Raw genomic sequence first — 13,058 nt, forward strand, 5'->3', positions numbered from 1 at the left:
CGCTCGACGCCTCGCGAACTCCCCTCAGAACACCGTCACCTCTCCTGCGAGACGACATCGTCGCGCTCCACATCCGATGTGAGGATGTCGTCGTTCTCCGCACCCGCCGCGAGGATGAGGTCCTCGAGGGCGGGGGAGAAGTCGTCGACGAGTTCCCACAGGTCGGGGACGAGATCGGGACACGAGATCAGGCCGATGTCGAGCCTGCCGTCGAGGGAGAGCACCGTCACGTTGAGCGCCGCGCCGTGGAAGATCGGCCCGAAGGGGTACATCGCCGTCATGCACGCACCCAGGAAGTACAGCGGGACGGGCGGTCCGGGCACGTTGGAGATCACGAGGTTGTGGATCACCGGATGCCGGTCGGCGAGTCGGAGCCCGGCGTAGGCACGCATCGCGGGGGCGAAGACCGCCGCGCCGAGGAACTGCGACCAGTCCTGCAGCAGGTTCGCGCCGAGGTCGGCGTTGTGCTCCTTGGACACCGCGTTCGCTTCCGCAAGGGCTCGCAGCCGCTCGGCGGGGTCGGCGATGTGGGTGTGAAGGTCGGCGAACATCGCCGAGACCTGGTTGCGTCCCGGCCGATCCGACCTGCCGTGGACCGAGACCGGGATCATCCCGATGAGCGGGGAGTCGGGCAGCTCGCCGCGCCGCTCCAGATATCGGCGCAGCGCACCGGAGCACACCGCCATCACCACGTCGTTGACGGTGACGCCGAAGACGTTCTTCACCAGTGTCACGTCGTCGAGGTTCAACTCGGCGAAGCCGACGTTGCGGTGTCCGGTGATGGTGGAGTTGAACGGGGTGCGCGGCGCCGTGAACGGCGCGGGCATGGCGTCGCCGCGTCGTGCGCGGGCGATCCACGAGGTCAGCGATGTGACCGCGCCCGGGAGGATCCGCAGCAGGTGCAGGGGCCGGCGCGCCACGTTGAGGGCTCCGGCGATCGCGATGGCGAGGTCGTTCGCGTCGCCGGCACCCCACTGCACCGGTTCGGGCCGGGGATCGGCGGGGTCGAGGCTGCACAGCTGCGCGATGAGCGCGGCACCGGAGACCCCGTCCACCCCGGCGTGGTGCATCTTCGCGATGACCGCGATCCTGCCGTCGTCGAGACCGTCGACGAACCACATCTCCCACAGCGGCCGGGAGCGATCCAGCGGTTGCGCGGCGATGTGACCGCACAGCTCCGCGAGCTCGGTCCGGCTGCCCGGGGCGGGCACGCCGACGTGGTGGACGTGCCGGTCGAGGTCGAAGTCGTGGTCGTCGACCCAGACCGGATGGTCGAGGTTGAACCTGCTGTCGGCGAGCTTCATCCGGAACTGGGGTACGGCGGTGAGGCGCGCTTCGAGCTCGTTGCGCAGGCTCACGTAGTCGTAGCCGCCCGGGACGGTGGACGGATCCAGCACGATCAGCCCGCAGATGTGGAGGAGCTGACTGGGGGTCTCGAGATAGAGGAAACCGGCATCGAGCCCGCTGAGACGCTGCATGGATCAAGAGTAGAACAGGTTCTAGAAATCCGGTCGGATTGCGCAGGTTTTCACCGCTGGAGTCGCGCGACCCCCGCCGGAGGCAGACCCGCGGCATATGCGAGGACGTCGCAGAACGCCTCCACGTGCGGGGTCAGCATGTCGGACTGCGGAGTCCACGACGCGCGCAGTTCCAGTTGGTGGGCGCGTCTCGGGCCCGCGATGTCCCCGAACCGTACGGAGGTCGTCGCGGTCACCGTGCCGCCGAGCGCCGTGAGCGGTTCACCGTGCGCGGCGAGGGCGTCGACGAGCCAACTCCACGCGACCTCCGGCAGCAGCGAGTCCGCTGCCAGGCTCTCGTCGACGTCGGCCTGGATGTACGAGACGAGCCGGGTGGTCCCGTGCCACGCCTCGTCGCCGTCGGGGTCGTAGAGAAGGATGAGGCGGCCGAACGCGTCGCCCTCGGATTGCTCGGGCACCCGGTCCGTCTCGTCGTGCAGGACCTCGGCGCCCAGTGCGTAGCTGTAGGGGGCGAGCCGTTGCGGGGGTCGGATCGGCCCGACCTCGATCTCCGGGCGCACGGTGGCCGCGTTCATCGCATCGACTGCGGAACGGAAGCGGGCCGGCTCGGCGGGCGAGGTGGTCACCAGGCGGAGGTTAGTGCCGGTGACGCACCGCACGCGGGAGGCGCGCCGATTCCGGCGAACGGCACGGGCGTGGCAGCATGGGCAGCGGGTCCGGACCACACGTCCTGTGTGCGACCCGGCAGACGCTGCCCTGCGCGACGGCGCGCAGTGCCCGAAGAACGAGGATCGATGACCGGCTTGGAGAACACGAACGTCGGATCTGCGGTGCCCGCGGAGTACCCCGCGCGGAGGATCCTGCCCCATGCGCCCCTGCTGGCGGCCGCGCGCGGTGAGAAGCCGGCCCACCGGCCCGTGTGGTTCATGCGCCAGGCCGGCCGCTCCCTGCCCGAGTACCGGGAGATCCGGGCCGGGATCGGCATGCTCGAATCGTGCTTCGACCCCGAACTGGTCTGCGAGATCACGATGCAGCCGGTGCGGCGGCACAAGGTCGACGCCGCCATCCTCTTCTCCGACATCGTCGTCCCGCTCAAGGCCGCCGGGATCGACCTCGACATCGTCGCCGGCACGGGCCCGGTCGTCGCGAACCCCGTCCGCACCGCCGCCGACGTCACCGCGCTGCCGACCCTCGAGGCCGAAGAGGTCGGAGCGGTCGCCCGCGCGGTCGGTCTGCTGACCCGCGAACTCGGCGACACCCCGCTCATCGGGTTCGCGGGCGCGCCCTTCACCTTGGCCTCATATCTCGTCGAAGGCGGCCCGAGCCGCAACCACGAGCGCACCAAGGCGCTCATGCACGCCGACCCGAAGACCTGGCACGCCCTCCTCGGCAAGCTCACCGACGTCGCCATCGCCTTCCTGCGCGTGCAGATCGGTGCCGGTGTCGACGCCGTCCAGCTCTTCGACTCGTGGGCCGGTGCCCTCTCGCTCGCCGACTACCGCGAGTACGTCCTGCCGCACTCCGAGCGTGTCTTCGCCGAGATCGCCGGTGCGGGCGTGCCGCGCATCCACTTCGGTGTCGGCACCGGTGAGCTCCTCGGCGCCATGGGTGAGGCGGGCGCCGACGTGGTCGGCGTCGACTGGCGCATCCCGCTCGACGTCGCCGCGACCCGCGTCGGCCCCGGCAAGGCCCTGCAGGGCAACCTCGACCCCGCGATTCTGTTCGCGGGCCGGGAGGTCGTCGAACGCGAGGTGCGCCGCATCGTCGCCGAGGCCGACCGTGCTCTCGAGGCCGGCGCCATCGGACACATCTTCAATCTCGGTCACGGCGTGCTGCCCGACACCGATCCCGATGCCATCACCCGAGTGGTCGAGCTGGTGCATTCGCTGTGACCCCGCCGACGGTCGCGGTCGTCGGCGGTGGGATCAGCGGGCTCGTCGCCGCGTATCGGCTGCGTCGTTCGCTCGGCGCCGCCGCCCGCATCGTCGTGCTCGAGCGATCGTCGCGGCTCGGCGGCAAGCTCCGCACGGTCCCGCTCGCGGGTGATCCTGTCGACGTCGGCGCCGAGGCGTTCATCGCACGCCGACCCGAGGTGGTCGCGCTCGTCGAGGAACTCGGCCTGAGCGCCAACATCGTCCACCCTTCGGCTGCCCGTCCGCTCCTGTACGCCGACGCGCGACTGCATCCGCTGCCGGCGGGCACGCTCATGGGCATCCCCGCCTCGGCGCAGGCCGTGGAGGGTCTCGTCGACGACGAGACCCTGGCGCGCATTGCCGCCGAACCCACAGTGCCGTTCCACTGGGACCGGGACTCCGACGTCTCCGTCGCGGATCTCGTCCGATCACGCTTCGGTGAGCAGGTGGTGCAGCGCAGCGTCGACCCGCTGCTCGGTGGGGTGTACTCGGGGCTGTCCGACACCGCGGGTGTCCGTGCCACCCTCCCGACGCTCGCCGCGGCCCTCGACGCCGGCGCGACGAGCCTGAGCGACGCCGTCGCCCGCGCTCTGCCCCCGAAGTCGGACGCCCCGGTCTTCGGGACGCTGCGCGAGGGCTACGGCGTGCTGATCCAAGCTCTCGTCCGCGAGGCCGACGCCGAGTTCCTCTACGGCACAGCCGCATCCGGACTGAAGCGCAGCGGTGGCCGGTGGTCGGTCGATCCGCTCGGCGAGGTCGACGGTGTGGTGCTCGCCGTGCCCGCCCCGGACGCCGCCCGGCTGCTCTCCGACAGTGTCCGATCCGCCGCGCAGTGCGCCGCGCAGATCCCGCTCGCCTCGTCGGTGGTGGTCGCGCTCGCGTTGCCGCACGACGCCGGCCTGCCGCAGAACTCCGGGATCCTCGTCGCGACGGGGGAGGAACTGTCGGCGAAGGCCTTCACGCTGTCGAGCCGCAAGTGGCCGCACCTCGCCGAACGTCCCGTCGCACTCGCGCGTGCGTCGTTCGGACGGTTCGGCGACGACGCGCTCGTCGACGCGTCCGAGGCCGACCTGATTGCGCTGGCCCGCGCGGATCTCGCGACCGTCACCGGAGTCGACGCCGAACCGGTGGCCGCCTTCGTGCAGCGGTGGCACGGCGGGCTGCCGCAGTACCGCGAACACCACGGCGAGATCGTCGCCGCCTTCGAGGCCGAGATCGCAGGGATCGACGGACTCGAGGTCGCCGGCGCGATGCTGCACGGTGTGGGTGTACCCGCATGTGTCGCAACAGGCACGGCTGCAGCCGCACGCCTGACTGCACGAATGGAAGGATGAACGTCATGGCACGTCTCGACTACGACAAGCTCAATTCCACCCTCCGTTACACGATGTGGTCGGTCTTCCAGGTCCGGCCCGGCGTCCTCGGCGACGACCGCGCCGCGGCGATCGAGGACGCGAAGGCGTTCTTCGCCCGCTTCGACGACACCGACGTGATCGTGCGCGGTATCTACGATGTGGCCGGCACCCGCGCGGACGCCGATTTCATGATCTGGACGCACGCCGAGCACATCGAGGATCTGCAGAAGCTGTACGCCGACTTCCGGCGCACCACGATCCTCGGCCGCGCGAGCACCCCGGTCTGGTCGAACACCGCACTGCACCGACCCGCGGAGTTCAACAAGAGCCACCTGCCCGCCTTCATTGCGGGGGAGGAGCCGGGCAACTACGTGTGCGTGTACCCCTTCGTGCGGTCCTACGAGTGGTACCTCCTGCCCGACGAGCAGCGTCGCAAGATGCTCGCCGACCACGGCATGGCGGCCCGCGGCTACCCCGATGTCCGCGCCAACACCGTTCCGGCCTTCGCGCTCGGCGACTACGAGTGGATCCTCGCCTTCGAGGCGCCGGAACTGCACCGCATCGTCGATCTCATGCGCGACCTGCGCGCCACCGACGCGCGCCTGCACGTCCGGGAGGAGACCCCCTTCTTCACCGGACCGCGGGTCGACGTCGAAGCCCTCGTCGCGTCGCTGCCCTGACGTGACCTCGACGAGCGCGGTGCCACCCGAGGGAGAAGGCCGTCTGTTCTCCCAGATGGCGCACTGGGGGATGTTCTCGGCGCAGGCACGCGACGGCGAGGTCGTCGCCGTGCGGCCCTACGCCGGGGACCGCGACCCCTCACCGATCCTGGGGAACATCCCCGGATCGGTGCGGCACCGTGCTCGCATCGCCGGTCCGGCCGTCCGTCGCGGCTGGCTCGAGAACGGACCGGGACCGAGCACACGACGCGGCGACGACGAGTACGTCGCGGTCTCGTGGGACGAACTCACCGAGATCCTCGCGGGCGAACTGCAGCGCGTAAAGGACCGGCACGGCAACCGGGCGATCTTCGGCGGCTCCTACGGCTGGTCCGCCCCGGGCCGGTTCCACCACGCACAGAGCCAGGTGCACCGCTTCCTGAAGATGTTCGGCGGCTACACCCGCTCGGTGCACTCCTACTCGCTCGGCGCGACCGGCGTGATCATGCCGCACGTCGTAGGCACCCACTGGAAACTGTTCGCGCGCTCGACCTCCTGGGAGGTCATCGCCCGCGAGACCGATCTGATGGTGTGCTTCGGCGGGATCCCGCTGAAGAACACCGTCGTCAACGACGGCGGCACGAGCGATCACCCCACCCGCGACGCCCTCGACCGGATGCGGGCCCGCGGCGGACGGATCGTCTCGTTCAGCCCGATCCGCAGCGACGTGCACGGTGAGCACGAGTGGCTCGCGCCCCGGCCGGGCACCGACGTCGCGATCATGCTCGCCCTCGGTTATGTCCTGGCCACCGAGGGTCTGGCCGACCGTGAGTTCCTCGACCGCTACTGCACCGGTTACGACCGCTTCGAGGAGTACCTGCTCGGCCGCACCGACGGCGTCCCGAAGACCCCCGAGTGGGCCGCCGGACTGTCGGGCATCCCGGCCGGAACCCTCGTCGACCTCGCGCGACGCATGGCCCGTGGCCGCACCCTGGTGTCGGTCACATGGTCGCTGCAACGCGTGCGGCACGGCGAGCAGGCGCCCTGGGCGGGCGTGACCCTCGCCGCGATGCTCGGCCAACTCGGCGTTCCCGGGGGCGGTTTCGGCCACGGCTACGGTTCGATGAACGAACCCGGTCTCGCGCCCGTCCCGTATCCGCTGCCCACCCTGTTCCAGGGCAACAACGACGTCGAGGACTTCATCCCCGTCGCCGCGATCTCCGACCTGCTGTTGCGACCGGGGGAGCAATTCGACTACGACGGCCGTCGCCTGACCTTCCCGGACATCCGGCTCGTGTACTGGGCGGGTGGCAATCCCTTCCACCACCACCAGGACATCGGCCGGCTCCGCCGCGCCCTGCAACGGCCCGACACGATCGTCGTCCACGACCCGTACTGGACGCCGATGGCCAAGCACGCCGACATCGTCGTGCCGTCGACCACGGCGCTCGAGCGCGACGACCTGACGTGCACGCGCAACGATCCGCTGCTCGTCGCGATGCAGGCTGCCGTCCCACGCTTCGCCGACGCCCGCGACGACTACGACACCTGCACCGCTCTCGCCCACCGCCTCGGCTTCGGCGAGCAGTTCACCGAGGGCCGGACCTCCCGGGAGTGGCTCGAACACCTCTACGAGCAGTGGCGCGGTTTCGTCCTCGCCGACGACCGGCGCATCGAGGACCCGCCGCCCTTCGACGACTTCTGGTACGGCGGACCGGTCCGGATGCGGACCGAGGACGATCTGACCCTCTTCGAGGACTTCCGGTCCGATCCCGCGGCGAACCCGCTGCGGACTCCCAGCGGACTGCTCGAGATCTTCTCCGCCGATATCGACTCGTTCGGCTACGACGACTGCGCCGGGCACCCCACCTGGTACGAACCCGACGAATGGCTCGGCTCCCCGCGGGTCGAGCGGTTCCCACTGCACCTGATCGCCAATCAGCCGGCCACGCGCCTGCACGGGCAGCTCGATCACGGCCCGGTGAGCCAGGCGTCGAAGATCCGTGGCCGTGAACCGATCCGGATGCGTCCCGACGACGCTGTCGCGCGAGGTCTGGAAGCCGGCGACATCGTCCGCGTCTTCAACGATCGTGGTTCGTGCCTCGCCGGGGTGGTCCTCGACGACGGTCTGCTGCCGAACGTCGTCCAGCTCGCGACGGGAGCCTGGTACGACCCGCTGGATCCGTCCGATCCCGGATCGATGTGCGTGCACGGGAACGCGAACGTGCTCACCCCCGACGTCGGCACGTCGTCGCTGTCGCACGGATGCACGGGGCAGCACGTGCTCGTCGACGTCGAGCGGTTCGACGGCGAGTTGCCGCCCATCCGGGCCTACGATCCGCCGGTCGTCCGGCAGCGCTGAGCGGTCACAGGCCGAGTGACGACTGGACCTCACGCAGGGTGGCCGCGGAGGCGGCCAGCCCCGCTTCCTCCTCCGACGACAACGGCACATCGAGCACGGTGTGCGCGCCGCGCGCGTCGACGACGGTGGGAAGCGAGAGACAGACGTCCTGCAGGCCGTGCCGCCCGGTTTGCAGCGTCGACACCGCGAGCACCCGGCGCTGGTTCCGCAGCACGGCCTCCACGATGCGGGCACTCGACAGTCCGATCGCGAGATTCGTGGCGCCCTTGCCGCGGATGATCTCGTAGGCGCTGCGCACGACCTCCTCGAAGAGTTCGGCGCGGGTGTCCGGTCCGAAGACGGGTCGTCCGTCGACGGCGAAGGACTCCACCGGCACGCCGCCGATCGTCGCACTCGACCACAGGGCGACCTCCGAGTCGCCGTGTTCCCCCACGACGAACGCGTGAACGTTCTCGACCGCGACGTCGGCGCGGTGGGCGAGCAGATACCGCAGCCGGCCGGAATCGAGCACCGTGCCCGACCCGAAGATCCGGCCGTCCGAGACGCCGGTCGCCGCGATCGCGGCGCGGGTGACGATGTCGACCGGATTACTGACGAAGACGATCACTGCATCGGGGGAGACGGACAGCAGGCCGGGAGTCAGGTCCCGTGTCAGGGCGACGTTCGCCGCCGCGAGATCCAGACGCGACTGGCCGGGATGCTGCTTGGCCCCCGCGGTCACGACGATCAGATCGGAACCGGCGGTGACCGCGATGTCGTCGCTGCCCTCGATCCGGCACGACGGCGCGAACTGCGTGCCGTGGTTCAGATCCAGGACCTCCGCGCGCACCTTCGCGGAGTTCGTGTCGAACAGCGCGATCGCGTCTGCCGAACCCCTGAGTAGACATGCATACGCCACCGCGGTACCGACGCTCCCGGCGCCGACGACGGACAGCTTCGTGTGTCGCCGGATTCTCGTACCCGTCTCAGCCATGCGAGACATTGTGGCAAACCGGCCCCTCGGTCGGTAGCCTCGCGCCACATGACTCGGTCCGCATCGGGACATTCCCTGCGAGCGGCCGGCCCGCCGCGATGGCGGCGATGCGACTGCTCGAGGAGATCTAGCCGAGCCGACCTGCCACTGTCGCTCAGCCGTTAGCCTCGGGACATGGCCGAGACCCCCTTCGATGCCGTCCTGTTCGACTTCTCCGGCACCCTGTTCCGGCTCGAGGAGGACGAGAGCTGGCTCGCGGACGTCACCGACCACGAGGGCAGACCCTTCGACGTGCACCGGCAGGCCGAACTCATGCGGCGGCTGACGCAACCCGTCGGGCAGCCCGTCGAGATGGACGCCGACGAGCACCACGCGTGGACCAACCGCGACCGCGAACCGCGCTGGCACCGCGAGGCCTACCTGACGGTGCTGCGCAGATCGGGCGTGGCCGATCCCGAACAGGCACAGGCGCTCTACGAGAAGGTGACCGACCCCGACTGCTGGACCGTCTATCCCGACACCGTCCCCGTCATCGAGGCGCTCGCTGGAGACGGGATCGCCGTCGGCGTGGTGAGCAACATCGCCTTCGACCTGCGGCCGGCCTTCGCGCGGCTCGGTATCGACGACCTCGTGTCGGTGTTCGCGCTGTCCTTCGAGGTGGGCGCCGTCAAGCCCGAACCGGAGATCTTCCGCCACGCCGTCGACAGACTCGGTGTCGACCCGCGACGGACGCTGATGATCGGCGACAGCGAGAAGGCGGACGGTGCCGCCCGGTCGATCGGATGCGCGTTCGAACTCGTCGAACCGACACCGACCACCGAGCGGCACGACGCACTGTGGACCGCGCTGGCCGCGGCCGGGATCACTCCGACCGAACCAGGCGCAGGGAGATCGAGTTGATGCAGTACCGCTTGTCGGTGGGCGTCGGGTAACCCTCGCCCTCGAAGACGTGCCCGAGATGGCTGTGGCACGTCGCGCACACCACCTCGATGCGCCGCATGCCCAGCGAGTTGTCCTCGCGCAGGATCACGGCGTCGGAGTCGGCGGGGTCGAAGAACGACGGCCACCCGCAGTGGGAGTGGAACTTCTCGGTGCTGCGGAACAGTTCGGCACCGCACGCGCGGCATTCGTAGATGCCCTCGGTCTCGGTGTCGGTGTACTCGCCGACGAAGGGACGCTCGGTGCCGGCCTGACGCAACACGGCGAATTCGGCGGGAGTGAGCTTCGCGCGCCATTCCTCGTCGGTGTGGACGACCTTGGGTGCGGGTTCGGATCGAGGAGCAGACGTCATGATCTCCACGCTAACCGCGCTCGGCGCGCGCGTCACGTCTGCACCGGCACGGACGATCACGTCCGTGCGGGCTGCTTCTCCTCGAGCAGGTGCGACGGCTCGATGCCGTCCGCCAGGCGCCCTTCGCGCTTCGCGACGAGGTAACGGTCGAGCAGGACGGCGAAGACGACGATGAGCAGCAGCGACCAGCCGAAGGTTGTCTTCATGTACTCCGCCGCGCGCCCGGCCTCCACCCACCGGTTCGACAGCCACGAGTCGTAGCTCAGGAAGCCGTAGACGGCGAGCCAGGCGGGCCAGTTCCGCATCACGGAGTTCGGCAGCAGCACCGTCATCAGCAGAGGGAACAGCATCATCGAGTAGTACATCTGGCCGAGCGATCCGAGCAGGAACGAAGCCGCGAGCAACACACCGCCGGCGGTGCACACGAAGAACACCTCGTCGTGGCGGCAGTAGCGGTAGAGCAACCACACCGACACCGCGACCATCACCGCGAGCACCGCCCGCAGACCGAAGATCAGCCAGGCCGGGAGCCCGTAGTACATGCCGTTGCCGACGATCGCGCTGTTGAAGTAGTCGCGGGACTCGAGCAGGTACGGCACGGTGTGCTCGACGAACTGCCACGCGTCGACCGACAGGGGCCACGCGATGATCGTCAGCGCGATCGGGACACCCGCGGCGGTGATGAAGACCTTCCACTGTCCGCGCACGAGCGGGAGCAACAGCAGGGGAGCGAGGATCGGTTTGACGGCGAAGGTCAGGCCGAGCGCAGCCCCCGCCCACAGATCACGTCGTTTGAGCAGCAGCGTCAGGAACGCGATCTCGCCGAGCAGGACGAGACCGTTGATGTTCGTGAAGACGAGCGTGTTCGTCACCGTCTCGGACGCGAACGCGGCGAAGACCAGCACCGGCGCGATCGGCGAATCGAGTCGCAGACCGAACATGCGCAGCAACAGGTAGAGCGCGACGAGGATCGCGATCGCATTGGCGAGGATGAACAACCACCGCGACCGCTCGGGGTCGATCACCGCGATCGGGGCGATCAACAACGTGCCGGAAGGCGGATAGAGGTAGTGGGGATCGACCCACTGGAACTCGGCGGTGTACACCGGCCGGCGGTTGAGGAAGGCCAGCGCGGCGTTGTAGACCGGGGTGAAGTCGTCCGTCCGGAACCCGTTGACCGCTTTGATTACGACCCGGTGCAGAACCGTCAGTATGGCCAGGGGCCACACCACAGCCTTGACCACCTCGGCGGTCGTGCGTGCGGTCCGGGGTTCGAGACTTCTGAGGAACACTACGGCACGGTACACCGCGGGCCTGCGGACCCGTGCACACGCCCTGCCCCCGACCGGGGAACGTCACGCGGGGCACAGGCTCCCGTTGGGTGGAAGTTCTCCGCTGGACAGATAGGCATCCACCCGGGCCTGCACGCATCCCGAGTGCAGGACCGCCGAGTAACCGGCACCCTGCCACGACAGTGACGCCCAGGCGATACCGCCTGCGGTGAGCACACCGGTCACCGACTCCACGCCGGCATTGCCCACGACCGGGTCCGCGGCCCCCGAGGAGACGAGCACGGGCACGTCGAGCGCCGCCGGCAGCGGCGGGGGAGGCAGGCTCGGCCACGCCGCACATGCCGTCAGGCCCGTCGCCAGATCCGCGCCGTACAGCGGATAGAGGGTGGACCAACTCCGGGCGAGATCGCCCGCGTGTGTCGGGGTCGGCCAGCGCTGTCCGTCGCTGCACCGGGCGACGAACTGACCGTCCGTCGAGAGCCTCTCCTCGGCCACACCGACCAGTTCGATGAGCGGCATGACATCGCCGTCCCGCGCGGCTGCGAGGACGTCCGCCACCTCACGGACGCGGGCCTGCAGATCGGCGCGCGGCGTGCCGAGGACACCCGTCAGCGCCGTGAGGAAGGAATTGGCCGAGACCGGCGCGAGTTCACCCTCGGTGGCCTGCTCGTGCAGATCCTCGATCGCCGCGCGCGGATCGTCGCCCAGGGCGCAGTCGAGGGCGGTGCACTGCCGGGCGAAGGCATCGACGGCGGCCTCCGCGCCGCGGGCCTGCGACTCGGCCATGAGTTCGGCGTCGGCGGTGGCCGCGGCGGGGGAGTCGAGGACGAGACGGCCGACCGCGCCCGGATAGGCGGCGGCGTAGGCGAGCGCGACCGTCGCACCGTTCCCCACCCCGAGGAGACCGATCCGGTCCACGCCCCATGCCTGCCGGAGGCGTTCGATGTCGTCGGCGGCGTGTGATGCGCCGAACATCAGCTGCTGCGGCTGCAGGTAGTCGGTGCACGAGACGGTCGCCTGACGACCCAGATCGGCGACGCGTTCGGGTGCATCGCCGGTGCGGCCGAATTGTCCGAGATCGCCGAGACCGCGACGATCAGCAGGAAAGATGCAGTCGATCGCGAGCGAGTTGCCGATCCCGCGCCGATCCACCGCGACGATCGGACGCATCGCCAGTGCACCCGACATCGCGCCGGTCGCCATGGCGGTCAGTGCGCGCGTCGACGCGACGTCGGCGCCGGTCGTGAGAACCAGCGGCGCCACGTCGGTGGGGGTGTCGGGCAGTCGTGCGCGCATGACTGCCAGCGGGAAGGTGCCCGTCACGGTGCCGGCCGCATCGATCGGGGCGACGACCTCCGCGCACTCGAGAACGAGGCCCTGGGCACCCGGCGGTGCGTCGAACGAGGAGAGCGTCTCGTCCGTGCAGTTCCGCCACGCCGGTTCGGCCGACGGCACCGGAAGTTCGGGTACCTCGGTCTCGTCCTGCGGGGTCCCGTCGACGGCGACACCGGGATCGTCGCGCACCACGGCGACGTCGGGACGTATCGACGGTCCTGCTCCGCACGCGGTCGACGCCGCGGCAACCGTGATCAACATCGCGGCGATCACTCCCGATCTGCGCATGCGCACAGCCTGCCAGGTTCACCGGCGGCCGCGCGCAACCGGTGGTCGAGCGGCCGATCCGAAGTGTCCTCCCGGTGCATGACGCCGAGGTGAACGCCGTGTGAAGTAGGTC

General features: G+C 69.8%; 11 protein-coding genes. 5 read left to right on the plus strand and 6 right to left on the minus strand.

What is annotated here, in order from left to right; all coding sequences use genetic code 11:
* Nucleotides 1–35 precede the first annotated feature (35 nt).
* Together A5767_RS08105 and A5767_RS08110 are read right to left on the minus strand one after the other, a co-directional pair.
* Entirely contained in the window at nt 36–1,478 is a 1,443-nt protein-coding gene (locus A5767_RS08105) for a WS/DGAT/MGAT family O-acyltransferase (protein WP_064852057.1), read from the minus strand.
* A 50-nt stretch (nt 1,479–1,528) separates the two neighbouring features.
* Nucleotides 1,529–2,104 (minus strand): DUF3000 domain-containing protein, encoded by a 576-nt coding sequence (locus tag A5767_RS08110; protein ID WP_064852123.1) that lies wholly within the window; start codon nt 2,102–2,104, stop codon nt 1,529–1,531.
* Nucleotides 2,105–2,272: 168 nt separating this feature from the next.
* Here A5767_RS08110 and hemE point away from each other — a divergent pair, with 168 nt between their 5' ends.
* From hemE to A5767_RS08130, 4 genes are read left to right on the plus strand one after another with little or no spacing between them, the layout of a single operon-like run.
* Nucleotides 2,273–3,370 (plus strand): uroporphyrinogen decarboxylase, encoded by a 1,098-nt coding sequence (hemE, locus tag A5767_RS08115; protein WP_064852058.1) that lies wholly within the window; start codon nt 2,273–2,275, stop codon nt 3,368–3,370.
* Complete coding sequence (locus A5767_RS08120) at nt 3,367–4,725, plus strand: protoporphyrinogen oxidase (RefSeq protein WP_064852059.1); 1,359 nt, start codon at nt 3,367–3,369, stop codon at nt 4,723–4,725. Before hemE ends, A5767_RS08120 begins: the two co-directional genes overlap by 4 nt.
* A gap of 5 nt (nt 4,726–4,730) precedes the next feature.
* Nucleotides 4,731–5,426 carry a hydrogen peroxide-dependent heme synthase gene (hemQ, locus tag A5767_RS08125; protein ID WP_024100734.1) on the plus strand — a complete coding sequence of 232 codons (696 nt, stop codon included), beginning with the start codon at nt 4,731–4,733 and terminating at the stop codon, nt 5,424–5,426.
* 55 nt (nt 5,427–5,481) lie between these two features.
* Nucleotides 5,482–7,767, plus strand: coding sequence for a molybdopterin-dependent oxidoreductase (locus tag A5767_RS08130; protein ID WP_064852124.1), 2,286 nt, complete (start codon nt 5,482–5,484; stop codon nt 7,765–7,767).
* Between the two features lie 4 nt (nt 7,768–7,771).
* Here A5767_RS08130 and A5767_RS08135 read toward each other — a convergent pair whose 3' ends face one another.
* Entirely contained in the window at nt 7,772–8,740 is a 969-nt protein-coding gene (locus A5767_RS08135; protein ID WP_006551368.1) for an L-lactate dehydrogenase, read from the minus strand.
* 174 nt (nt 8,741–8,914) lie between these two features.
* Here A5767_RS08135 and A5767_RS08140 point away from each other — a divergent pair, with 174 nt between their 5' ends.
* The gene (locus tag A5767_RS08140; RefSeq protein ID WP_019289229.1) at nt 8,915–9,640 is read left to right on the plus strand and encodes an HAD family hydrolase; all 726 of its coding nucleotides are present in this window, start codon (nt 8,915–8,917) and stop codon (nt 9,638–9,640) included.
* Here the strand turns inward: A5767_RS08140 and msrB are convergent.
* The 3 genes from msrB to A5767_RS08155 form a co-directional block, all read right to left on the minus strand.
* Nucleotides 9,603–10,031 (minus strand): peptide-methionine (R)-S-oxide reductase MsrB, encoded by a 429-nt coding sequence (gene msrB / locus A5767_RS08145; RefSeq protein WP_033096717.1) that lies wholly within the window; start codon nt 10,029–10,031, stop codon nt 9,603–9,605. The two genes, A5767_RS08140 and msrB, sit on opposite strands and share 38 nt — an antisense overlap.
* Before the next feature lie 56 nt (nt 10,032–10,087).
* Entirely contained in the window at nt 10,088–11,323 is a 1,236-nt protein-coding gene (locus A5767_RS08150) for a glycosyltransferase family 87 protein (RefSeq protein ID WP_230809471.1), read from the minus strand.
* 63 nt (nt 11,324–11,386) lie between these two features.
* The gene (locus A5767_RS08155; protein WP_064852125.1) at nt 11,387–12,946 is read right to left on the minus strand and encodes an alpha/beta fold hydrolase; all 1,560 of its coding nucleotides are present in this window, start codon (nt 12,944–12,946) and stop codon (nt 11,387–11,389) included.
* Nucleotides 12,947–13,058 lie beyond the last annotated feature (112 nt).

Origin of the sequence: Rhodococcus sp. 852002-51564_SCH6189132-a, from assembly GCF_001665495.1 — a bacterium.
GTDB classification, from domain to species: Bacteria; Actinomycetota; Actinomycetes; order Mycobacteriales; family Mycobacteriaceae; genus Rhodococcus; species Rhodococcus pyridinivorans.